Source organism: Natronolimnobius baerhuensis, from assembly GCF_002177135.1.
GTDB lineage: Archaea > Halobacteriota > Halobacteria > Halobacteriales > Natrialbaceae > Natronolimnobius > Natronolimnobius baerhuensis.
On record NZ_MWPH01000001.1, the window covers coordinates 173,243 to 197,155 of the forward strand.

At 60.6% G+C, this 23,913-nt stretch carries 20 protein-coding genes; 14 read left to right on the plus strand and 6 right to left on the minus strand.

What is annotated here, in order from left to right; genetic code table 11:
* Positions 1 to 55 precede the first annotated feature (55 nt).
* Positions 56 to 859, minus strand: coding sequence for a helix-turn-helix transcriptional regulator (locus B2G88_RS00880; RefSeq protein ID WP_087713717.1), 804 nt, complete (start codon positions 857 to 859; stop codon positions 56 to 58).
* Positions 860 to 1,105: 246 nt separating this feature from the next.
* Here B2G88_RS00880 and B2G88_RS00885 point away from each other — a divergent pair, with 246 nt between their 5' ends.
* Positions 1,106 to 2,119, plus strand: coding sequence for a DMT family transporter (locus B2G88_RS00885; RefSeq protein ID WP_245835266.1), 1,014 nt, complete (start codon positions 1,106 to 1,108; stop codon positions 2,117 to 2,119).
* A gap of 349 nt (positions 2,120 to 2,468) precedes the next feature.
* Here B2G88_RS00885 and rdfA read toward each other — a convergent pair whose 3' ends face one another.
* Positions 2,469 to 3,101, minus strand: a complete 633-nt coding sequence (gene rdfA, locus B2G88_RS00890; RefSeq protein ID WP_054863754.1) for a rod-determining factor RdfA — start codon at positions 3,099 to 3,101, stop codon at positions 2,469 to 2,471.
* 309 nt (positions 3,102 to 3,410) lie between these two features.
* Here rdfA and B2G88_RS00895 point away from each other — a divergent pair, with 309 nt between their 5' ends.
* Together B2G88_RS00895 and pdxA are read left to right on the plus strand one after the other, a co-directional pair.
* Positions 3,411 to 4,673 carry a four-carbon acid sugar kinase family protein gene (locus B2G88_RS00895; RefSeq protein WP_087713719.1) on the plus strand — a complete coding sequence of 421 codons (1,263 nt, stop codon included), beginning with the start codon at positions 3,411 to 3,413 and terminating at the stop codon, positions 4,671 to 4,673.
* On the plus strand, positions 4,666 to 5,694 hold the full coding sequence (gene pdxA / locus B2G88_RS00900) for a 4-hydroxythreonine-4-phosphate dehydrogenase PdxA (protein ID WP_087713720.1): 1,029 nt from the start codon (positions 4,666 to 4,668) through the stop codon (positions 5,692 to 5,694). Before B2G88_RS00895 ends, pdxA begins: the two co-directional genes overlap by 8 nt.
* A gap of 19 nt (positions 5,695 to 5,713) precedes the next feature.
* On the opposite strand, the gene B2G88_RS00905 is transcribed toward pdxA, so the two are convergent.
* Both B2G88_RS00905 and B2G88_RS00910 read right to left on the minus strand, forming a co-directional pair.
* Positions 5,714 to 7,081, minus strand: a complete 1,368-nt coding sequence (locus B2G88_RS00905) for a glycerate kinase type-2 family protein (RefSeq protein WP_087713721.1) — start codon at positions 7,079 to 7,081, stop codon at positions 5,714 to 5,716.
* 54 nt (positions 7,082 to 7,135) lie between these two features.
* Entirely contained in the window at positions 7,136 to 9,394 is a 2,259-nt protein-coding gene (locus B2G88_RS00910; RefSeq protein ID WP_087713722.1) for an NADP-dependent malic enzyme, read from the minus strand.
* Positions 9,395 to 10,601: 1,207 nt separating this feature from the next.
* Between B2G88_RS00910 and proC the strand changes: the two genes are divergently transcribed.
* The 9 genes from proC (at position 10,602) to B2G88_RS00955 (ending at position 19,248) form a co-directional block, all read left to right on the plus strand.
* Positions 10,602 to 11,378, plus strand: coding sequence for a pyrroline-5-carboxylate reductase (gene proC, locus B2G88_RS00915; RefSeq protein ID WP_087713723.1), 777 nt, complete (start codon positions 10,602 to 10,604; stop codon positions 11,376 to 11,378).
* Entirely contained in the window at positions 11,371 to 12,204 is an 834-nt protein-coding gene (gene proB / locus B2G88_RS00920) for a glutamate 5-kinase (protein ID WP_054864126.1), read from the plus strand. The genes proC and proB overlap by 8 nt, the downstream gene beginning before the upstream one ends.
* Positions 12,197 to 13,513 (plus strand): glutamate-5-semialdehyde dehydrogenase, encoded by a 1,317-nt coding sequence (locus B2G88_RS00925; RefSeq protein WP_087713724.1) that lies wholly within the window; start codon positions 12,197 to 12,199, stop codon positions 13,511 to 13,513. Before proB ends, B2G88_RS00925 begins: the two co-directional genes overlap by 8 nt.
* 90 nt (positions 13,514 to 13,603) lie before the next feature.
* On the plus strand, positions 13,604 to 14,476 hold the full coding sequence (locus B2G88_RS00930) for an NAD(P)-dependent oxidoreductase (RefSeq protein ID WP_054864125.1): 873 nt from the start codon (positions 13,604 to 13,606) through the stop codon (positions 14,474 to 14,476).
* 87 nt (positions 14,477 to 14,563) lie between these two features.
* On the plus strand, positions 14,564 to 15,694 hold the full coding sequence (locus B2G88_RS00935) for an acyl-CoA dehydrogenase family protein (protein WP_087713725.1): 1,131 nt from the start codon (positions 14,564 to 14,566) through the stop codon (positions 15,692 to 15,694).
* A 100-nt stretch (positions 15,695 to 15,794) separates the two neighbouring features.
* On the plus strand, positions 15,795 to 17,495 hold the full coding sequence (locus tag B2G88_RS00940) for an acyl-CoA mutase large subunit family protein (protein WP_087713726.1): 1,701 nt from the start codon (positions 15,795 to 15,797) through the stop codon (positions 17,493 to 17,495).
* A gap of 203 nt (positions 17,496 to 17,698) precedes the next feature.
* Positions 17,699 to 18,007, plus strand: coding sequence for a hypothetical protein (locus B2G88_RS00945; RefSeq protein ID WP_054863449.1), 309 nt, complete (start codon positions 17,699 to 17,701; stop codon positions 18,005 to 18,007).
* Positions 18,008 to 18,078: 71 nt separating this feature from the next.
* On the plus strand, positions 18,079 to 18,867 hold the full coding sequence (locus B2G88_RS00950) for an SDR family oxidoreductase (protein WP_087713727.1): 789 nt from the start codon (positions 18,079 to 18,081) through the stop codon (positions 18,865 to 18,867).
* 3 nt (positions 18,868 to 18,870) lie between these two features.
* A complete protein-coding gene (locus B2G88_RS00955) occupies positions 18,871 to 19,248 on the plus strand; it encodes a cupin domain-containing protein (RefSeq protein WP_087713728.1) in 378 nt (125 codons plus the stop codon).
* A gap of 399 nt (positions 19,249 to 19,647) precedes the next feature.
* Here the strand turns inward: B2G88_RS00955 and B2G88_RS00965 are convergent, their stop codons facing one another.
* On the minus strand, positions 19,648 to 20,172 hold the full coding sequence (locus tag B2G88_RS00965) for a hypothetical protein (RefSeq protein WP_087713730.1): 525 nt from the start codon (positions 20,170 to 20,172) through the stop codon (positions 19,648 to 19,650).
* A gap of 73 nt (positions 20,173 to 20,245) precedes the next feature.
* Positions 20,246 to 21,373, minus strand: a complete 1,128-nt coding sequence (gene pdhA, locus B2G88_RS00970; RefSeq protein ID WP_054863450.1) for a pyruvate dehydrogenase (acetyl-transferring) E1 component subunit alpha — start codon at positions 21,371 to 21,373, stop codon at positions 20,246 to 20,248.
* A gap of 612 nt (positions 21,374 to 21,985) precedes the next feature.
* On the opposite strand from pdhA, the gene B2G88_RS00975 reads away from it, so the two are divergent.
* Both B2G88_RS00975 and B2G88_RS00980 read left to right on the plus strand, forming a co-directional pair.
* Positions 21,986 to 23,065, plus strand: a complete 1,080-nt coding sequence (locus B2G88_RS00975; protein ID WP_054863451.1) for a Gfo/Idh/MocA family protein — start codon at positions 21,986 to 21,988, stop codon at positions 23,063 to 23,065.
* A 50-nt stretch (positions 23,066 to 23,115) separates the two neighbouring features.
* Entirely contained in the window at positions 23,116 to 23,913 is a 798-nt protein-coding gene (locus B2G88_RS00980; RefSeq protein WP_054863474.1) for an IclR family transcriptional regulator, read from the plus strand.

The window sequence follows — 23,913 nt, forward strand, 5'->3', positions numbered from 1 at the left end:
ATGAAAACAAATGGGTTCGTCAACTGGATCACTGATTCCGTCGTGTCGCTGGGATCTACGACAACTGGTCGTCTGCCTCGAGTGCTGTTGCACTCTCCCAGTACTCGTCGATTCTGTTGTGTGCCCACGAGTGAACCGCTTCGTCGTCGGTATCGACCGACGCTCGCAACACGCCGTGGTCGTCTCGCAGCAGAAAGTACACGATGTCGTCGATGATCATTGCAGCAATCGGCACACCGTCGGATCGAACACGAACCGTCGCCCGGTCGTTCTCGAGAAGTGTTTGAAACTGCTTATTCAGCGCTGTATCGGCTGCGAGTGCGTCAATCGCATCCTGCGAAAAAACGCCCTCGAACGTTTGTTCACCAGCGGCGGTCCGTTCACGGACGACAGTCAAACTTTGCTCGTTGAACGCATGCGAGACGGCTCGGACGCTGTCTCCGTCCTGAAGCAGCGAGAGCAGACGCTGGAGCGGTGCGTTCGGACGCGTCTGGGTCGGCAGCGTAATCGTCGCATCCGACAGTCGCCGAATATCGAAGTCGAACGCTGCGGCCGGCAGATACTCGACGATTCCCCGCAGTTTGCGCTCGGTCTCGAGGATACGCTGTAAATCCTCGAATCCCGCCGCGACCAGTTGGCCGGTTGCTGTTGCCGTATACTCGCTGCCCGCTCGCGTGATCCATGAGCGCTCCGCGAAGTCACTCAGAACACGCCCCAGCGTCGCCTGTGACGCGCCGGTCTCAGCAGCCAGTTCGGTTCGCGTATAGCTCCCCGTAGCGAGCAACCCGAGGACTGCAACCCGATTCGACGACAGGGACAGAAACTCGATCTCCTCGAGTGACGCGTCCGACGGTTCCATACGCTGAGTCTCTCCTGTATCGACAAAGTGCTTTCGCCCCATGAAATAATTTCACGGCATGAACGTCCAACACACGTGAACCACCTTTCGATTGGTGAAAGATTTTCTGAAACAACCTATGGCTGTTGGTGCCGTTTTGATGAATATGATCCCATCTTCCCTCATATACCCATTCCTCCGTAACAGATGGTCACTTTGTCATTCCAGTCGGTCCCTGCGTGGTGTCCACAGCGGGGTGAGCCGCTAATGGATCGGCGAGCAGCCAGCTTTTTCGTCCTCTCGAGTCTCTTCTTTGGCGGCACGTTCGTCGCCGCAAAGGCTGGCCTCGAGTACTTTCCGCCCTTGTTGTTCGTTGCGCTGCGATTCGACGTTGCAGCCGTGTTGCTCGGCGGCTACGTCCTGCTGACGTCCTCACGTGAGGAGTTGCTGCCGACGACTCGCGGCGACCTCCTCGGTATTCTCGCGACTGGCGGCCTCGTGATTGGTCTCTCGAACGCGCTGTTGTTCGTTGGCCAGCAGTACGCCACGAGCGCAGTCGGGGCCATCGTCTTCAGTCTCAACCCGATTCTGACGCCCGTCTTCGCGGCTGTCCTCCTCTCGAACGAGCGCCTGTCCGTCCACGGTGCAGTTGGGATGGGACTGGGACTCCTCGGCGTTATCCTCGTCGTCAGCCCCGATTCTGCGAGTCTCCTTGGCGGCGACGCTGTCGGCCGCGCGATTCTTTTTGCCGGTGCAATCAGCGCTGCGCTCGGTGCGGTTCTCATCCGCCGGGCCAACGCGACGCTCTCGAGTACGGTTCGTATCGCTTGGGGACTGCCACTTGCCGCGGCGCTCGCTCACGGCCTCTCTGCGTTTGCAGGCGAGTCACCCGGCGCTATTCGCTGGACGACAGAAGCACTCCTCGCACTCGGCTATGTCAGCATCTTCGCTGGTATCCTCGCGTATCTCGCGTACTTCGCGCTGCTCGACTCGACTGGGGCGATCCACGCCAATCTGATCTTCTACGTCGTGCCCGTCATCTCAACACTCGGTGGCTGGGCGCTCCTCGACGAACAACTTGCCCCGAGTGCCGTGTTTGGATTCCTGACTATCTTCGCTGGCTTTGCCATCCTTGGCAGCGAGTCGGTCGATCTTCGGTCGCGACTGCCCGCACGCGTTCTCGAGTGTGACCTGTCCGCGCATCTGCCGGCGACGATGCAGTCGGGACCCGACGAGCACGGAGCACTCGAGCAAGAGTCTCATAGTTCCCAAACGGACTAACCCATTACAGTGTGCTTGATACGGTTTACTGTAAGTCATTTCCGGTGCAACCGCGACCCGGCCGGCGGTTGCAACGGTGGACTCGCTGCACTCCTCCACCGAGACTCGTCTCACACGGTTCGACTCACCGCCGGTACATCGTTACAGCAATCCGTATGAGGCCACCGGCCGGAGTCTCAACCGCGTCACCCGTGTCTGTCGATGCCAATCGGTTAGTCGGTGTCACTCACTGATGTCGACCGCCTCCCGATTGAGTGAGCTACGAGCACCATATTACTAGAACTCGAGTACTAGCTGAAAGTGGTACGTTGGTCGATTTTTGACCTCGAGATGCCGTGGCAGTTTTCAGTTAGTTGTCGGATTGGCAGTCACAGCCACCCTGGTCGAGCAGGTCTCGGATCGTATACTGGGTTTTGCAGTCTTCACAGGTCACGGTCACGTTGACGAGCACGTTGAACTCGCCAATATCGATGACGTCTCCGCGCTCGAGTTGGGCAACCGTATCTTCGGTGACCGCTGCCGTTCGGTTGCGAAGCGCACCGAGTTTATCGCGGCTTCGCTCGAGTTTCTCCTCATCGGTTGGCTCCTCGAGTTCGGCCTCGAGACACTTTGTGAGGTGGTTGTAGACCGTTTGGTGCGAGATGAAGTTTCGTTCGACGTTTTCGACTGGCACTGCGTCGCGCTCGAGTTCCTTGCGCGTCTGTACGCGGGTCCCGCTGCTGACATCGTCACTCGTCAGGAGTCGGTAGGTGTTCTCGACTTCGCCGTCTTTGTACTGCAAGCCGGCGTCATCGAGTGCAGCCTCGAGTACGCGCTGGTTGACGTGTTCAGCGAGGTCACGGGTGCTGTAGCGGTCGTCTGTGCGGTCGGTCCAGTAGCGAACGAGTTCGTCGTTGAGGTCGGTAAGGCCGTATTCTGTGGCGATTCGGCCGACTTTGCAGCCACACGCCTCGCTCGTTTCGGTGGGCGTCGTCTGAGTCACTACCGCTACTATCCGCGCGGAGTGCAAAAATCTTTCCGCAGGCCAACGGTTTACAAGAATACTGGCGTAATCAATGCCGTCACCCGACCGGAAGCGGTCAGACGCCTGTCTGACGCAGTGTCCGCTCGTCCGCAATGAGTCACAGCCTCCTCGTCCCGCGCTGGGAGACGTTGACCGTTCTGATTATTTCCTTGTTCGACGAACTCTATATATTCTGGTGTATTTCTCGAGGCTGAACGCAGTACCGCTCGAGAACTGTGGTCACCGTGTGAGACAACGGTTTTGTACCGCTACCGGCACGTAGTAGCCATGGAACGGGCGCTCGTCGTTGCAGACGATTACACCGGTGCGATGGACACGGGGCAGCGATTCGCCGCTAACGGCCGGTCAGTGCGAGTCGTTCTCTCGGGTCCCGACTCGAGTGGTCTCGAGCGACGCGACTCGAGCGATCCAGACGTGCTCGTCGTCGACGCAAATACGCGCGCAGCCGATTCGGAAACGGCAGGCGACACCGTCTCTCGCCTCCTCTCGGATGCGCCGTCGCTCGTCTACAAGAAAGTCGATTCGACACTGCGCGGGAACGTGGTGAGCGAAGTCGATGCCGCACTCGCTGCACTCGGTGCGGATCTGGCCGTCGTCGCTCCCGCGTTTCCAGCAACGGGTCGGGTGACGGTCAACGACCGTCTGCTCGTCGATGGCGTCTCGCTTGCGGATGCGGGGTATGGCGTCCAGTCGTCGACGCTCGAGTCGCGATTCGCCACGTCACAGTATGACTGCGAGTCACTGCCCATCGACACCGTTGTGTCAGGGCGGGATGCAATTCGATCCGCACTCGAGTCGACACTGGGCGGGGAGCCGACGCTCGTCACCTGCGACGCGATCCACGAGCGCCATCTCGAGTCGATTGGCGCTGCAGCCCAGTCGCTCGAAGCGACTGTATTGTTCGTCGGCAGCGGCGGATTGGCGAGTGCGCTTTCAGTCCCGGGAATGGATACCATGGCCGCGCCCGCCGTCGACCGACCAGCTGGCGATGTCCTCGGCGTCGTCGGCAGTATCAACGACCGGACGCTCGAGCAACTCGCAGCCGTCCCTGACAACCGCGTTGTTCGATTGGCCCCCACGGATGCTGTGTCGGATCCACTGCGAGCGGGCCAGAACGCGGCTCGCCCCCTCCAAGAACGACTCGAGGCCCACGGCGAGGCGGTTGTGACTGGCGCGCTCGAGCCAGGTGACGTTGAGCAGGCCCGCGAGGGTGCAGCGGCCCTTGATCGCGACATCGGCCCTGGGAGTCGAATCGAGAGCGCACTCGCGAGTGCAGCCGCGGAAACGGCGAAATCGACTTTCCTCTCTGGGCTCTTTCTCACCGGTGGCTCGGTCGCTCGAGCGACACTCGAGCGCCTGAACGCGACGGCAATCGACCTCTCCGGCGGGGCCGTCGATGATGGAATTCCAGTTGGCCACCTCGTCGATGGTGACCTCGCGGGTGCAACGGTCATCACGAAAGCCGGTGGCTTCGGCTCGCCTGGGAGTATCGTTAACTGTCTCTCCGCACTAGATGAGGCCAATGACTGAGAGCGACCGGCCGACCGTCGCGGTGACGATGGGCGACCCCGCCGGCGTCGGCAGCGAGATCATCGTCGCCGCCTACGAACGGCTGTGTGACGTTGCAAATCCTATCGTCATCGGCGACGCGACCGTCTTAGAATGGGCACTGGACGTACGCGACAGCGACCTCGAGATTGCACCCGTCGATACCGTCGCGGACGCCGCGTTCGATCCGAACGCGATTCCCGTGCTCGACCTCGCAATCGTCGATTCCCTCGAGTATGGCGTCGTCCGCGAAGCGTATGGCGAGGCGAGTTTGTCGTACATCGAGCGCGCAATCGAACTCGCGCTCGCGGGCGAGGTCGACGCGATGGCGACAGCGCCGATCAACAAACAGGCGACCCGCCTCGCGGGCAGCGAGTACGCCGGCCACACGGGGATGCTCGCGGACTACACGGACACCGAGCACTACTCGATGATGCTGGTTGAAGACGACCTGATCGTCACCCACGTCAGCACGCACGTCCCGCTGCGGGAGGCCTGTGACCTCGTGACGACCGAAACCGTTCTCGAGACGATCCGCGTCACCGACGCCGGTCTGCGAGATCTGGGGATCGACGACCCCGACATCGCCGTGGCTGGGCTCAATCCACACGCGAGCGACGGCGGCTTACTCGGCGACGAAGACGACGCCGAAATCCGACCCGCAGTCGAGGCCGCCCGCGGGGAGGGCATCGACGCACAGGGACCGGAATCGCCGGATACCGTCTACGTGCAGGCCGCCCGCGGCAACTACGACTGCGTCGTCTCGATGTACCACGATCAGGGCCACATCCCGATCAAAACGCTCGGGTTCTCGAGCGGCGAGGCCGTCTCCGGGGTCAACGTCACGATTGGACTCCCAATCGTTCGCACGAGCGTCGACCACGGCACCGCCTTCGATATCGCCGGCGAAGGCGTCGCCTCCGAAGCGAGCCTGATCGACGCCGTCGAGGTTGCTGCGGAGATGGCTCGGCGGCGAAACGAGCGCGAGCAAACAGCGAACTGACCGCCACGCTCGTCCACCCCTACGTCGATGGCTCGACGACGATAATCCGCAGATCGTTGACGTTCGTCCCGCTCGGACCAGTCCGAATCACGGCGTCTGCGTCCTCGAGCACCGATAGCGCGTCGTGTTGCTCGAGTGCGCGACGCCCTGCCCGGTCGGGTATCGTTGTCCCATCTGCAATCGCGCCGGCGACGTCGGTCGCGCCGTCGATGCCGTCCGTATCGACGCTCGCAACGACGATCTCCTCGCCCTCGAGCGCGAGCGCGCCGCTCAGTACGAACTCCTGATTCGGGCCGCCCGCACCGGGGTCGTCGCCGAGCGTGACCGTCGTTTCACCGCCCGAAAGCAAGACCGCTGGCGGGGAGATCGGCGAGCCCGTTTCACGACATTCCTCCGCAATCGCGACGTGAGTCAGTGCCGCCTCTCGAGCCTCGCCACGCACACCCGACGCGAGTATCAATGGCTCGTAGCCGGCCTCGAGCGCGGTTCCACGCGCCGCCTCGAGTGCCGTTCGCCCGTTGCCGAGAACGTGCGTGTGGGTGCGGTCGAACGCCGGGTCGGTCGCCGTCGGCGTCTCGCTTTTTTCGCCGTTCGCGCCCGCCTCGAGATGTGCGCTGACCGCCGCTGGGGCATCGAGATCGTATCGCTCGAGGACGGCGAGCGCGTCGCGGTACGTCGAGTCGTCGGGAACGGTCGGGCCGCTGGCGATGACGCTTAGGTCGTCGCCGACGACGTCGCTTAAGACGAGCGTCACGAGGGTCGCCGGTGCCACGGCGCGAGCGAGGTGGCCGCCCTTGATCGCCGAGCAGTGCTTTCGGACGGCGTTGATCTCGTCGATGGCTGCGCCACAGGCCAGCAGTTCGTCGGTGACGGCTTGCAGGTCCGACAACGACAGTCCCGGCGCAGGGGCCGCAAGCAGTGCGCTTCCGCCGCCCGTGATCGTCACCAGCACGAGGTCGTCCTCGCCGCACGCGTGTGCAGCCTCGAGGATGCGCTCTGTGCCCGCCACGCCGTCTTCGCTCGGAATCGGATGATCGCCCGCGTGTACGTCGACGACGGCAGTCTCAGTCGGGTCGTCGGTGACGACCGCGCCGCCGGTGAGCCACTCGACGAGGTTGTCCTCGAGTGCCGAGGCGAACTGTGCCGCGGCGTTTCCGCCGCCAAACAGCCGGATATCGTCGTACGCCTCGAGGTCGTACTCGCTTGCCTCGCCATCGTCAGCCTCGCCGCTCGCGATGGTGAGCGTTCCATCATCAACGGCGACCATCTCTGAGACGAGTTCTGAGGGATGTGCAGCCTCGATACCAGCGAGAAGACACTCGAGTGCGACCTCGTGGGCCTCGCTCCGGCAGACGACGTCGCGGCGATGACAGCGGAGATCGGTCATGCGTCAGTTTCGCGTCCCGCAGGATATGTATCTACTGCGAGGACTGCTTGGCTTTTACTGTGATGACTGCTGGGCTTCGACCGTCGCGACGGCTGCCAGATTCACGATGTCTTTGACCTCGTCGTCGCGCTGGAGGACGTGGACCGGTTCTGCCATCCCCGTCAGCATCGGGCCGACCGCCTCCGCGCCGCCGAGGCGCTGCAGCAGTTTGTAGGTGATGTTGCCCGCCTCGAGATTCGGCATGACCAACACGTTCGCCGGCTTCTCGAGGTCGGCGAACTCGTAGGTTCCCTGTAGCGTCTCCTCGACGACGGCGGTGTCTGCTTGCATTTCACCGTCGACTGGGAAGTCAGCTTCCGAGTCATTCCGCAGCAACTCGGCTGCGCGCCGTGGCTTGCGCGTTCCCTCGTTGTCGACGCTGCCGAAATCGGAGTACGACAGCAACGCGGCCCGCGGCTCGACGTCGAACCGCCGGGCGATATCGGCCGTGTGGCGGGTGACTTCCGCGAGCGTCTCGGCGTCGGGATCCTGATTGACCGTCGCGTCCGCGAGGAAGACCACGCGGTTCTTGAACGTCAGCATGTAGACGCCCGCAGCGTAGTCGACGTCCTCGGCGGTTCCGATGACCTGCAAGAGCGGGCGCAGCGCAGAGGGATAGTGGTGAGTCAGTCCCGTCAACATTGCATCGACATCGCCCTGTTCGACCATCACCGAGGCGAAGTAGTTGCTGTCCTCAATCAACTCCGCGGCCTCGCGCCGGGTGATTCCCTTGCGTCGACGTCGTTCATAGAGTGCATCGACGTACTCGTCGTACGAATCGCCTTTCGGGTCGACCACATCTGGCTCGAACTCGAGGCCGAGTTCCGTGGCGATACGTTTAATTCGCTCTTCGTTGCCGATCAGCACCGGCTCGGCGATGCCTTGCTCCTCAAGTTGGTAGGCTGCGCGGACGATCTTCTCGTTGTGGCCCTCTGCGAGTGCCACCCGCTGTGGGTCGCTCTGGGCCTTGTTGAGCACGACGCGCATCATCTCGCGGGATTTGCCGAGTCGGGCCTCGAGATCCTCGACGTAGGTGTCGACCTCGAGGTCGACTCGGGCGACGCCGCTGTCGATGGCGGCGTTTGCGACCGCTGGGGCGACCTCAAAGAGGACGCGGGGATCCATCGGCTTCGGGATGATGTATTCGGGGCCGAACTGCAGCGGCTGGTCGCCGTAGGCCTTGCGGACGGCGTCTGGGACGTCCTCTTTTGCGAGGTCTGCGAGCGCCTCGGCAGCGGCGACTTTCATGGCTTCGTTAATTTCGGTTGCACGCACGTCGAGTGCCCCACGGAAAATAAAGGGAAACCCGAGGACGTTGTTGACCTGATTCGGGTAGTCTGAGCGGCCCGTAGCCATAATAATGGTATCATCTCGGGCCGCTTTGGCCGCGTCGTAGCTGATTTCGGGCGTCGGATTCGCCATCGCGAAGAGGATCGGGTTGTCCGCCATCGAGCGGACCATCTCCTGAGAGACGATATCGCCCGCTGCAAGCCCGACGAACACGTCTGCCCCGACCATCGCGTCCTCGAGTTCACCTTCGGGAACATCGCGAGCGAATTCGCGGTTGTAGGCGTTCAGGTCGCCTTCCTCGGCCCGCTCAGTCGTGAGAATCCCGTCGATGTCGACCATCGTGATGTTCTCTCGCTTGACACCGAGTGAGACGTAGAACCGCGCCGACGCGACCGCGGCAGCGCCCGCGCCGGCGAACGTCACCTCGAGGTCGGCGAGATCCTTCTCGAGGACTTCGGTGGCGTTCAACAGCGCCGCGCCGCTGATGATCGCGGTTCCATGCTGGTCGTCGTGAAAGACCGGCACGTCCATGCGCTCGCGCAGCTGGCTCTCGATGGTGAAACACTCGGGCGCTTTGATATCCTCGAGGTTGATCCCGCCGAAGGTCGGTTCCATTCCGGCGACCGACTCGACGAACGCATCCGGATCCTCGTGGTCGAGTTCGATGTCGAAGACGTCGATATCTGCAAAGCGCTTGAACAGGACGCCTTTGCCTTCCATGACGGGTTTCGATGCCTGCGCACCGATATCGCCGAGTCCGAGCACCGCAGAGCCATTCGAGACGACACCAACCAGATTCCCTTTGACGGTGTACTGGTAGGCCGCGTCCGGATCCGACGCAATTTCCCGACACGGGCCAGCCACACCCGGCGAGTACGCGAGGCTCAACTCGCGCTGGGTGTTCGTCGGCTTTGTCGTCGTAATCTCGAGTTTGCCCGGCGGGCGTTCCGCGTGGTACTCGAGGGAGTCATCTTCGAGAGTCATATGCAGTAGTGCGCGTATCCGGTCAAAAGCCTATGGAAACCGACGCAATTCGCGTCAACCGTCCGGGAAACTATACGCTTCGGTGGTGTTCGTGGTGAATTCGTGTCATTCAACGCTGTGTGTTCATGACTCAGTCCGCGAGGATGCGTCTCTATTTGCGTCTCATTCCATAGTAACGCCAGTACTGGTATTTTGTATCGCTGTATTCAGTTTATCCTGTTCTCCCTGGGATCTCGTTGGTGTCTCTTTACTCCCTCTTACGGTCGAAATCGGCCAGGTGATTCCTCGAGTGATCGATATCACCCTCACCTGCCCGCTGTGGAGTCGGACGAGCGTGTCCGGTATTCCTGTCGTTGGCCAGCTGCGTCTATGCCAACTGGTGAGTAACATTCCTCCGACAGAACAGTACTGTCTGTCCACGGAATGGGGTGCGAACGATTAGGGTCGGATCTCGCATACGCGCGCGCGAGACCGATGGACAGTCCAACTGGAGGCCGAAGAGACACTGGTGGGGAGGTCGTTCACCGCCGAATACGAGTCTACGTGTGGTATCCGGAAATTCGCGCCAGATCCGCGGTGTCTTGCCGCACGTTCGGCGCGTGGCAAGATGGAGTTCCAACTGCAACGATGTATCGTAACAACTGAAACTGTTTACACACCAATCGCACTATCCGCGGTTCTCACTCACTTCGCGGCTCACGGGTCACCAGGTTCTCCGTCCACTCACGGGCATGCTGTTTGCAGGGTTTGTGGAATCTCTGAGCCTGCGTGATTCGAATTGGCGCAGTCTCGCTCACTGCGTTTGTTCCCGACTCTGTTGGTCGCCGTGCGCTTACCGCGGTTCTCACTCATTTCGTCGCTCACGGGTCACTCTGTTCCCCGCTCGCTTTGCCGCGGTTCTCGCTCGTTTCACTCGCTCCGAACCGCGTACTCGCTCCGAACCGCGCACCCATCTGGCGATCTGGCGTGTACTGACCTCGTGGCTACTGTATACCGAACCCGGTAGTCGCATACGACGTGAGCCAGTAACTCGAGCAGACGACAATATAAATCAGATATTGCGATATTAATTCGTCTCGAGCGCACCGATCCGGCCACCCCGGTGACAAGTCTCGAGACGGCTGTCTGCGGCCGCACTGTGTGACAGGTACCCACCCGGGCGAAAAGCCAACTTGTATGTTCTCGTGTGCACCTCCTGTGAACTAGGATGACTGAAGTTTGCGTAATCGGTTGCGGGAACATGGGGGCGTCCTTACTCGAGGGACTCTCCAAAACCGATGAGTACACCCTGACAGCGTGTGATATCGACCCGGACGCGCTCGAGGCAGTCTCACCGTTCTGTGAGACAACGACGACGGACCTTAGCGCGGCCACAGAGAGCGAGGTCGTCATTATCGCCGTCAAACCGTCGGTCGTACCGATTATTCTGGACGAACTCGAGTTGTCGGCAGACCAGACGCTTGTCTCGATTGCAGCCGGCGTCTCGACGGATATGATCACAGACGAGACTCCTGCGACAGTCGTTCGCGTGATGCCGAATCTCGCAGCACGGACACAGAATATGGCAGCAGCGGTTACGGCGGAAACCGTGACCAACGAGGTGCGAGAAATTCTCGATGCTGTCGGTGAGTTCGTCGAGATCGATGAGTCCCAGATGGACATTGCAACGGCAGTCAACGGTAGCGGACCGGCGTTCGTGTTCTATCTCCTCGGGGCAATGCAGGCGGCTGGCGTCGAATCGGGACTGTCGGACGACGAGGCCAGAACGCTCGCCGCACAGACTTTTAAAGGCGCTGCTGAGACGGTTCTGCGATCCGACGAGCCAATCGATGACCTCATCGATGCAGTCTGCTCGCCGAACGGCACGACGATTGAAGGGATGGAGTTGCTGTGGGACAGTACCGCAGATGAAGCGGTCACTGACGCTGTTCTGGCAGCCGAACGCCGCTCGACGGAGTTAGCTGAGGACTATGGCAATGAGTGATGGAGTCTCTCGCTCGGAGATCGAGCAGGCCAGAGCGTTGGCGGCGAACGCAGACCGCGTGGTCGTCAAAGCAGGGACGAACTCGCTGACGAACGAAGCGTCAAAACTGGACATCGACAAGCTCGATAAACTCGTCGATGATATCGCTGCGCTCCGTGAACGGGGTAAGGACGTGATCCTCGTCTCCTCGGGTTCCATCGGTGCGGGCAAGGGACGAATCGCCTACAACGGCGAGACCGTCGAGGAGTCACAGGCATTATCGACAGTCGGTCAGAGCCTCCTGATGCACCAGTACACCGAGAGCTTCGAGCGCTACGACCAGAAAATCGCACAGCTCCTGTTGACCCAGCACGACCTCGAGAATTCGGAACGGTTCACGAACGTCCAGAACACGATTGAGACGCTCCTCGAGTGGGATATCGTCCCGGTGATCAACGAAAACGACGCTGTCGCCACGAAAGAGATTCGCATCGGCGACAACGACATGCTCTCGTCGTCGGTTGCAGTCGGCGTTGACGCCGACTTGCTCGTGACGCTGACGGACGTTGGCGGCGTCTACACCGGCAACCCGAAAGAAGACGAGACGGCAACGCTCATCGAAGCGGTGGGGCGCAATTACGACGACGTACAGGGGATTGTCGAAGCAAGCACCAGCAGCGAGTTCGGCGGCATCCAGACGAAAGTCCAGGGCGCACGCGACGTCAGCGAGTACGGTATTCCCGCGATAATCGCCAAATCCACCGAACCAGACGTCCTCGAGAAAATCGCAGCTGAAAAGGCGGTCGGAACACTATTCATCCCAATAAACGGAGTCATCAATGACTGAACAGACAGCTCGAGCCAAAGTTGATGAGGCACAGACTGCAGCGCGCACGCTCGCGATGTGCTCGGAAGACGAGCGCAACGCGGGGCTGCGTTCGATTGCAGACGCACTCGAGGAGCGAACGGACGAAATCCTCGAGGCGAACGAGAAAGACGTCGCCGCGGGCGAGAAACTGCTCGAAGCGGGCGAGTACAGCCAGGCGCTCGTCGACCGGCTGAAACTCTCCGAGTCGAAACTCGAGGATATCGCGGAGATGGTCCGAAGCGTCGCCGAGCAGACGGATCCGCTCGAGAAGACCCTCGTCTCGCGACGGCTCGACGAGGACCTCGAGTTGTACAAAACCGCCGTCCCAATCGGCGTCGTCGGGACGGTGTTCGAATCCCGACCGGACGCGCTCGTCCAGATCGCCGCGCTCAGCCTCAAATCCGGCAACGCCGTGATTCTGAAAGGCGGCAGCGAGGCGAGTCACTCCAACCGAGTGCTCTACGAGATCATCCAGGAGGCGACCGACGAGTTCCCAGCCGGCTGGGCACAGCTGATCGAGGCGCGCGAAGACGTCGACGCCTTGCTCGAGATGGACGATGCAATCGACCTCCTGATGCCACGGGGCAGTTCGGCGTTCGTCGAGTACATTCAGGACAACACGAGCATCCCGGTGCTCGGCCACACTGAGGGCATCTGTCACGTTTACGTCGACGACGACGCCGACCTCGAGATGGCGGCCGATATCGCGTTCGACGCGAAGGTGCAGTATCCCGCGGTCTGTAACGCCGTCGAGACGCTGTTGGTCCACGAGTCCGTCGCGGACGAGTTCCTGCCAGCAATCGCCGAGCGCTACGAGGACGCCGGCGTCGAACTCCGCGGCAGCGAGGCGGTCCGTGAGATCATCGACGCAGGGCCAGCAACCGAAGATGACTGGGCGAGCGAGTACGGCGATCTCGTGCTCTCGATCACACTCGTCGACTCGCTCGACGGCGCAATCGATCACATCGCCGAGTACGGATCGAAGCACACGGAATCCATCGTCACCGAAGACGACGACCGCGCCGTCCGGTTCATGCGCAGTCTCGACTCGGCGAGCGTCTTCCACAACGCCTCGACGCGCTTCAGCGACGGCTACCGCTTTGGCCTCGGTGCCGAGGTCGGCATCAGCACCGGCAAGATCCACGCTCGCGGTCCCGTCGGCCTCGAGGGCCTAACTACCTACAAGTATCACCTCGAGGGAGACGGCCACATCGTCGCGACCTACGCCGGCGAGGATGCGAAACCGTACCTCCACGAGGAGTTCGACGGCGACTGGCTCGACAACTAACTGACTCGTTTTTCACGATCTACATCCGAATTCGCGCTCATCGACCGCCGCTGCGCCAACGTTTATTCACCTCCTTCGAGGTCTAGGCACATGGACGACATCGGCATCATCGGCGTCGGGCACATCGGCAACGGATTCCTCGAGAACTTGCTCGCTGACGGCTACGACGTCACGGTGTACGATATCGACGAGACGACACTCGAGCAGGCCAGCGAGCAGGGTGCCAGTCGCGCCACCTCGCCGGCGGCGCTGGCAACGGCGGTCGACGCCGTCGTGATGGCGGTTCCGGGCACGCCAGAAGTCGAGGCCGTGATGGGCGGCGACGACGGCGTTCTCGCCGGCGCATCTGATCTCTCGCTCGTCATCGACGTGACGACGACGCTCCCCGAGACCAGCCGCGAGTGCCAGACGCTGTGTGCTGACGCCGGCATCCGCTTTCTCGAGGCCCCGATCACTGGCGGCTCTCCACGCGAGGGCATGCACATGCTCGTCGGCGGCTCCGAAGCCGACTACGACGCCGCGAGCGACCTCCTCGAGACGCTCTGTACAGAGCACACCCGAATCGGTCCGGTCGGCGATGCGACGATTTTCAAACTCGGATTGCAGGTGCGCTATGCGGGCCACCACGCCATCGACGCTGAGATCATCGAGTTCATGCGCGCGAACGATGTCGACCCTGACCCGCTCGTGGACTTCCTCGAGTTCGATATCGAGGAGCGATACTTCAGCGGCGACTTCAGCCAGGCTATCGAGGGACTGGGCGGCCTCGCAATCTGGCACAAAGACATCGGCTACGCCCGACAGGTGGCTCGAGAAACCGAGACTGCGCTGCCGCTTGCTGGGGTGTTGGCGGAGGCGTACAAAGCGACCGTTCGACGAACCGACGACGAGGCGGGCCACGCCGCCGCGCTGCGGACGTACTGGCAGGTACTCAATGGAACGGATGGCGAGAACGGCGACTGAGACGCATATGCCAACGACTCGAGGACCACACCTCCAGACTGTGTGACACGCCAGCACGTTTACCACGACACCGGCCGATGTTCTCCTATGGCGCTTTCAGCCGAGCAGGAACTCATCAGGGACACGGTGCGGTCGTTCGTCGAGCGCGAGGTCGAACCAGCAGTCGACGAGGCGGATGCGAACCAGGAGTTTCCCGAAGCCGTCTGGGATGGCCTCGCCGAACTCGATCTGACTGGGCTGACCGTGCCCGAGGAGTACGGCGGATTCGACGCCGATCCGCTGACGGCGAGTCTCGTCTACGAGGAACTGGCTGCCGGCCACCTCTCGCTTGCGACGGCGCTGTCAGTGCACTCGCTCGCAACCTCGTGTATTCGCGAGTTCGGCACCGAGCATCACCTCGAGACGTGGCTCCCGGAGATGGCCGAGGGCCGGCCGGTCGGGGCGTTTGCGCTCTCGGAAGCCGAGGCGGGGTCGAATCCGGCCGAAATGAGCACGGAGGCGCGGTTCGACGAGGACGCCGACGAGTACGTGATCAACGGCACGAAACAGTGGATCACCAACGGCGAGCGCGCGGGCGTCGTCATCCTGTTCGCGAAAACCGACCGCGAGGATCCCGACACCGTCACCCAGTTTCTCGTCCCGAAAGACACCGACGGCCTCGAGGTCGGCAAAAAAGAGGACAAACTCGGTCTGCGGGCGAGCGACACGACGACGCTCGTCTTCGACGACGTTCGAATTCCCACAGAAAATCGACTCACCGAGGTCGGTGAGGGACTGAAAGCCGCGTTTTCGATCCTGACTGGCGGGCGAATCGCCATCGCGAGTCAGGCCGTCGGGCTGGCGCAGGCTGCCCTCGAGGATGCCGTCGCCTACAGCAAAGAGCGCGAGCAGTTCGGCCGGCCGATCAGCGACCATCAGGTGATTTCGCACAAACTCGCGGACATGCAGACGAACGTCCAGGCCGCTCGCCTGCTGACTCGTGACGCCGCACGGAAGAACACAGAGGGCGTCGATCCGATGGCTGCGAGCATGGCGAAGTACTTCGCGAGCGAAACCGCCGTCGACGTCGCCAACGAGGCCGTCCAGATCCACGGCGGCTACGGTTACACGACCGATTTCGACGTCGAGCGCTACTACCGCGACGCCAAGATCACCACGATCTACGAAGGCACCAGCGAGATTCAGAAGGAAGTCATCGCCCGTCACGTCCTCGAGTGAGCGGTGCTGTCGGCTACTGACCAGTCGTGTCCACTTCCGTCCACTCTTTCCGTGTGATGTGGTACCAACACTTTAGCTTCCGGACGCCGATAGAGCGTGCATGTTCGACGACGACGACCTCGAGGCGGTCCGCAGCGGGCGCGAGCGCTGGGCGCGTGAGACACTCGAGCCAACCCTCGAGCGCCACGGCGAGCGCCAGGAGCGGTTCGCGACGGTGTCGAACCACGAGGTCGAGCGCCTCTACACGCCCGACGATATCGCCGACCTCGAGTACGACGAGGATCTCGGATTCCCCGGCGAGCCACCGTACACGCGCGGCCCGTATCCGACGATGTATCGCGGGCGAACGTGGACGATGCGCCAGTTCGCCGGCTTCGGGACAGCAGAGGAGACGAACGAGCGCTTTCAGTACCTGATCGAGGAGGGCCAGACAGGCTTATCGACAGCGTTCGACATGCCCTCGCTGATGGGGCTCGATTCGGACCATCCGATGAGCGAGGGCGAAGTCGGGAAAGAGGGCGTCGCAGTCGATACCCTCCGCGATATGGAGATTCTGTTCGACGGAATCGACATCGGCGACGTCTCGACATCCTTTACGATCAACCCCTCCGCGCCGGTGATCTACGCGATGTACGTCGCGCTGGCAGACCAACAGGGCGTCCCTCGAGGCGAACTCCGTGGCACCCTTCAGAACGACATGCTCAAAGAGTTCATCGCGCAAAAGGAGTGGGTCATCCCGCCCGAACCCTCACTCGCGGTCGTCACGGATACAATCGAGTTCGCGGCCGACGAAACTCCACAGTTCCATCCGATCTCAATTTCGGGCTATCACATCCGCGAAGCCGGCTCGACGGCCGCACAAGAAGCCGCGTTTACGCTCGCGAACGGCTTTGCGTACGTCGAGGACTGCCTCGAGCGTGGCCTCGATGTGGACGACGTTGGGCCGCTGCTGTCGTTTTTCTTCAACTCACACAACTCGATCTTCGAGGAGGTCGCGAAGTTCCGCGCCGCTCGCCGCGTGTACGCCCGCGTGATGGAAGATCGGTACGACGCAACCAAACCTGAATCGACGCGCCTGAAGTTCCACACGCAGACGGCGGGTCAGTCCCTGACCGCCCAACAGCCGCTCAATAATATTGTTCGCGTCACGATTCAGGCGCTTGCGGGCGTACTGGGCGGCACGCAGTCGCTGCACACCAACAGTTTCGACGAGGCGCTCGCGTTGCCAAGCGAGAAGGCCGTCCGCGTCGCGCTTCGAACACAGCAGATCATCGCGGAGGAATCCGGCGCGGCAGACATCGTCGATCCGATGGGCGGGAGCTTCGCCATCGAAGCCCTGACGAACGAGATGGACGACGAGATCACGGCCTATCTCGAGGAGATCGACGAGTTAGGCGACGGGTCGATTCGCGATGGCGTCCTCACCGGCATCACCGACGGCTACTTCCAGCGTGAGATCGGCGACGCGAGCTACGAGTACCAGCAACGCGTCGAACGCGGCGAGGAAACCGTCGTCGGCGTCAACGCGTACACGATAGCGGAGGACACCGCACCGGACATTCTCCAGGTCGACGAGACGACGCGCGACCGCCAACTCGAGCGCCTCGAGTCCGTCAAAGCCGAGCGCGATGATGATGCCGTTTCGGCCCGTCTCGAGGCGTTGTCCGAGGCAATCGCCAGCGGTGAGAACGTCATGCCGCCGATCATCGACGCGGTGAAAGCGTACGCGACGATGGGCGAGATTATGCAGGTCTTCGAGGACCACCACGGGGCGTATCAGGAGCAAGTCAGCCCTGTATAGACTCTTTCGCAGTGTTGGACACGATTTTGCGGGTATCCGTGCATGCTTCGATAGGGGGTGTTTTCACTGTCAGTCAGCAGTTACGGATGCTGAATCTCGAACTATAATTTTATATGGTTGTCACGAGAACAAACAGGTAATCCTATGCCGTCCGGCCCCTCCCGAACCGCCAAACGCCCCTCGCTACTCGAGTCCGTAAGCCAATGAGCGAGCGCCGTCCACAGCCTCGAGCATACGTCGCTGTCGGCCTCAAATGCTCACATAGAGTCGTCGACGTACTCGCTTCGGGTGCAATTATCGCCACCAGCGTCACGTCCGTGCTGGCGCTCGTTGTCGGGGTTATCTACGTCGCAGGTGGCCCAGCATCAGCTGCGGTTCGCGAGATTACGTTCGTGTTTACCGCGTTCGCCGGCGGCTTTCTCCTCTTGACGCTCGGGACCGTCGGGATCTACTTTCTACTATATCGAATCCGCGGCGAGCACAGCCACGGCGGGATCATCGCCGGCTGGTAGATCCAAAGACAGTCCATCTGCTTACCGCAACGACAATCTTTTTCGTTCTCTCGCGGCGGTGTACGAACGATATGGATCTCCAAATTGACGGCAACGCAGCACTGGTAACGGCGTCCTCGAGTGGACTCGGCAAGGCCTCAGCAACGGCGCTGGCCCGCGACGGGGTCAACGTCGTGATCAACGGCCGCGACGAGGACCAACTCGCCGAGGCGAAAGCCGAAATCGAAGACGTTGCAACGGGCGAGGTCGTCGCCCAGCCGGGCGATCTCACCGACGAGGACGATATCGAAACACTCGTCGAGACAACCGTCGACGAGTTCGGCGGCCTCGACCACCTCATCACCAGCGCCGGTGGCCCGCCATCCGGCCCGTTCCTCGAGACCGACGACGATGACTGGTATCAGGCCTACGACCTGCTCGTGATGAGCGTCGTGCGCCTCGCTCGCGAAGCCGAACCCCACCTCAAAGCAGGTGACGGCGGGACGATGGTCAACATCACCTCCCGCAGCGTCAAGGAAGCCATCGACAGCCTCGTCCTCTCGAACTCGGTCCGGATGAGCGTTATCGGCCTCGAGAAGACGCTTTCCCAGGAGTTCGCACCCGACGTTCGGGCGAACGCAGTCCTGCCCGGCCCACACGAGACGGCCCGCATCGAGGAACTCGTCGATCAGGCCGTCGAGCGCGGCGAGTACGACTCCTACGAGGAGGGACTTGCGAGCTTTGCGACTAACCCGCTCGAGCGCGTCGGCGATCCGATGGAACTCGGCAACACCGTCGCGTTCCTCTCCTCGCCACAGTCCGGCTTCATCAACGGCCAAAGCATCGTCATCGACGGCGGCACGACCGGGTCGAACCTCTAACCGATGGAACCCGTCCCATTCGACGACGCCGAGACGTACGAACCCGACGCAGGGTGGCAACGCGCGGCGCTGGCGGGTAGTGACCGCTTTAGCTTCGAGTGGTTCGAGAAACCGCCGGGTCACAGTTCGCCGATGCACGACCACGAGAATGAACAGGTCTGTCTCTGCCTCGAGGGTGAACTCACTGTCCGAACTGAAGACGAGTCAGTGACGCTCGAGCAGTACGATTCCGTCTGGCTCGAGGCTTGGGAATCCCATGCGGTCGAAAACACCGGCGACGAGCGAGCGGTTGGACTCGACGTGTTCGCACCGGGGCGGTCGTTCGAGTTCTGGACAGACCGTGAGGGCGACGACGATAGCGAGCAAACGGACGGTCTGTAATCGGCTATACCGACAGAGAACCGTACGTAACGGCGTTATCTGTTGGCTTTCGCGCCCGACAGCCGCGTTACACTCGTCTGGAGCGACCCACCACAGTCGGGGCAGGCGGCACGATACGAAACGGGGTGAACTGCTGCTTCGCATTCCTGGCATTCGTAGCTGCTTTCGTATCGTTTCATTCTCTCATCACAGCTATCGGTGATGGTATGGGTAGATATAAATGTTTTCCCCAAACGAATGTATTGCATCGATAGGAGGGGATTCGATAACTTCTTGCAGAATTTCATCAATACGGTGGTGTCTGTTACCAACTGATGCCGAGTTTACAGATATATGACTGCGTTCCGTCACGTTTGAGAATCGAGTTCAATTGCCGAAAGATACTGCGGACGGCTGGGTTCAGGTTCGCTGTGGCGCGGATCCAATCGCGAAGATTTCCTTGTACAGTCCGGCAGCGAGTTTATCCAGGTTCTCTTCGGCGTCACTTGCATCCATCGTATCGCCAACACCCTGCCACTCGACCGAGAGGCGGGAAATCGGCACCAGTGCGAGGCCGCCGATCACGATATCCCCGTCTGGCGTCTCGACGGTCCATTTCGTCTGTAATCCGTCGGACGAACGCGTTACGTCCGTGATCTGCCCGCCAGCATCGACCCAGCGTTCGACCAGTCCGTCCGTAATCCGGCGGAGTTTTCGCTCGCCGAGGACGTGAACGGCGACGCCGCCGCCCGCGATCACGACGAACGCGCCGGCCGCCATCGCAAGACCACCAAACGGAATGTTCAACGACGCGGCCAGCGCCGCGATGACACCGACCAACCCAAGCACGCGCACATCGAGCGCACTCGGGACCGTCCCGTGCCACGCGGTCTGTGTCGCCGCTTGCTCCTCCCCTTTCGTCCGTGTCGGCTCCTCGAGTTGCATATCGCCACTCTGAACGAGACTCGGATAGTTCCTCTCCTGTCCACGTGTACGCTTTATAAGCGATTATTGTCCCTTACTCATCCTCGAGTAATCGTTCGTCTCCGTGGTCGGATCTGAGCCCCTCGAGAACGGCCTGCTGGCGCTCGAGTCGTTGCGATGGCTCGTCGTACACGTGGTCGAAGATAGCCTGTGGATCAGCAGCTACGTCTTCGGCGCGGTTGATCAGTTCAGAGAGAGTTGACTCGATTTCGGCGTCAATCGTCTCGATTCGGTCGTCGTCGAGCGTGTTGCGCTCACGTAGGTACGATTCAAATCGGTCGATTGGGTCACGCTCTCGCCACTGTTCGACCTCGTCTTCGTCGCGATATGCGGATGGGTCATCAGCCGTCGTATGCGCACCATAGCGGTACTGGACGGCTTCGATAAGTGTCGGCCGAGCGTGTTTATCGGCCGACTCGAGAGCCTTCCTTCGAGCGGCCTTCGTGACGACGTAGCAGGCGAGCGGGTCCATGCCATCGACCTGTATCCCCTCGAATCCGTAGGCGTGTGCTTTCTGGGCGATAGTCTGACTTGCCGTCTGTGCCTCTCGTGGCACCGAAATCGCCCACTGATTGTTGTTACAGAAAAAGATCGTCGGGGCGTCGGCCACGCCGGCGATGTTCAGCGCCTCGTGAAAGTCGCCTTCGGAGGTCGCTCCATCCCCGAAGTGGACGACGCTGACGCGCTCGTCGTCGTTCAGTGTTGCCGCCCACGACCAGCCCACGGCGTGGGGGAGGTGCGCCCCAATCGAGATGTTGAGTGGAAACACCTCGAGCTCGGCAAGCGCGGCGTTGCCGTCTTCGTGGCCGAGCCAGTACAGGAGATACTCCCACGGTAGTCCCCGCGCGATCACTGCGCCGTGTTCGCGGTACTGGTATGAGAGCAAATCCGTGTCTGTAAGCGCATACGTCGACCCAATCTGAGACCCCTCCTGTCCCGCAAGCGAGGCGTACGTTCCGAGTCGTCCCTGTCGTTGCAGGCTGATCGCTCGCTCGTCGAATCGCCGTGCGAACCGCATATCACGGTACATCGAACGCAGCGTCTCGTCCTCGAGCGCTGGCTCGAGGGCTGGATCGACGACATTACCGTCTGCGTTGAGCACCTGCACCCGGTCGGATGGGGCTCGATCAAAGAGCGCCGACTCGAGCGAATCCTGCGGCATAGTACATAGTTTCTGCCGGTTTTAATAAACACTCGTCCGATGGGCGTTCCTCGATGCTGGATCATACAGTTCATATACATATATATCTAAGATAAATTATTATTCTCTATTTCTATGTATGCGTTAGATCGAGTATGAATCAGAGAGATGCCGCTCAAAGAGCTGAAAAGCCTATATAGGTGCAAATAGTTGATAGCACAACACTTTGGAATGTTTATCTCCCTATATCAACAATACGTGTTACTACCGCTCGAATAGTGCCTATAAGCGCTGTTTATAATTTATCAACTGCATGGGCACAAAACAGATAGTTACCCGATATTTCCTTGGATCTCCCATGGTTACGATACTTCTGAGTCCAGTTCGTCTGTCTTACTGACTCTACTATATTACAGTCATGCATCTGTAACCCACCTCGAGAGCGAGAACTCGAACGCCATATTGTCGCATCGATATCTGTTTGAGATGATCAAACACTTCACACTGGAATTTACGCTTGTACATGTGTAATTGGATGTTCGAGGAATGAAAGAGAAGCGGATGATCGACAGATGGCCGGGTTTTGTGTGTTGATGCTGAACATTTATTTTGTCTGCGCTACTCGAGAGTGCTATGAACACCCGGCAGCAACTGACGATTGGGATCGTGGGGCTGGGAAGCCACGGAACCCGGCATTCACGAGCGCTTCAGGAGTTAGGTCACGATGTGATGGGGGCTGATGCAGATCCGACGATTCGGGCTGACTTCGCCGCGGAGTTCGATACGACAACATTCGAACACCCATCGAATCTGTTTGACGAACCAATCGATGCTGTGATCATCTCTTCGCCGACGAAGTTCCACGAACCCGTGGCAACGAAAGCACTCGAGGCCGGTCTGGATGTCTTACTCGAGAAGCCACTTGCCCATACGGTCGAGAGTGCCGAACGCATCGCACAGGTTGCAGAGCGAACCGATCAGGTGTGTATGGTCGGCTATCACCATCGATTTCGCAATCCCTGCACTGTGTTGAAAGACTACATCGACCAGGGCTATCTCGGCGATATTACCCACATTCAGGCGAAGTACATCCGGCGACGCGGCGTGCCGGGTCGTGGAACGTGGTACACCTCTCGAGAAATCGCTGGGGGCGGCGCGCTCATGGATCTCGGGAGTCACGCACTGGATATGGTGTTGTACTTCTGTGACTGGCCAGCCATCGAGGACGTGCTTGGACAGGCAACCTCTGAGTTCGGCCCACGAGAGGACTACTCGTATCTCGATATGTGGGGCGAAGATGGCGAAGCACGGATGTACGACGTCGAAGATTCAGTCCACGCGTTTCTCGAGTTCGAAAACGGCTGTACGGCAAGTATCGAGGTTGCGTGGGCGACGAACGCCGAGTCGGTCCACTCCTACGACGTTCGCGGGACGGAAGCGGGTGCCTCGCTGGACATCACGAATACCTTAGATGAAATCGATCCGTGGATCGACCACCGAAACGATCTCACATTGTATGAAGTCCGTGGCGGTGCCGCCGATCACTTTGTCAATTCCGAGATCGTATGCGAACAGAACGATCCGTTCCGTGACGAACTCGCGACGTTCCTCGAGACGGTTGTCACCGACACACGGCCGGCACAATGTAACGTTCGTCAGGCGCTTCAGGCCCAACGCGCGGTCGACCGAGTCTACCAGGAGACCGATGCATAGTCGGTGACTCCACCCATACTTATTTGTACTACAGCATGATTGAAAGAAGCATGCACGACCAACGCACGGGGTCGGAATCGGGGAAAACGATCAAGTCAATCGAGACGATGCTCGAGATCCTCGAGTCGATTCGTCGCCGTGAGGAGGCCGGTGTCACGGAAATCGCGTCGGATATCGGGATGTCGAAGAGTACGGTCCATCACTACGTCAAGACCCTCGAGTTGTACAATTGCCTCGAGAAAACCAACGGCCGGTACCGATTTGGACTGCAGTTTCTGACGTACGGGGGACAGGCTCGGACTGGCCACCGACTGTATCAGCTGGCAAAAGACGATGTCGACAGGCTGGCGGCCGAAACGGGAGAGGAAGTCCGACTCGCTGTCGAGCAACAGGGGTATGGAATCACGTTGTATCAATCGACCGGCGAGCACATCGACACTGCGCGGTCCTACGTCGGCCGCGTCGAGGAACTTCACTGTACCGCCGCTGGCAAGGCATTTCTGGCTGCGTTACCAGAGAATCGCGTCGATACGCTTCTCGAGGATCTCGACCTGAAAGCGTTTACACCACAGACGATCACGGATCGCACGGAGTTAGAAGCGGAACTCGAGCAGATTCGATCCCGTGATGTCGCGTTTGACGATGAGGAACGCCACGAGGGTGTTCGCTGTGTTGCGGTGTCGATTACGAACCGATCTGGGGAGTTGCTAGGTGCGATCAGCGTCTCGGGACCGACAGCGCGTATCAGTGGAGAGCGATTTACGACGACCATCCCCAACCAGTTACAGAACATCGTCGGCGTTGTCGAAGTGAACACGACGTACTCCGAGTGGGCAGAGCCACAGTGA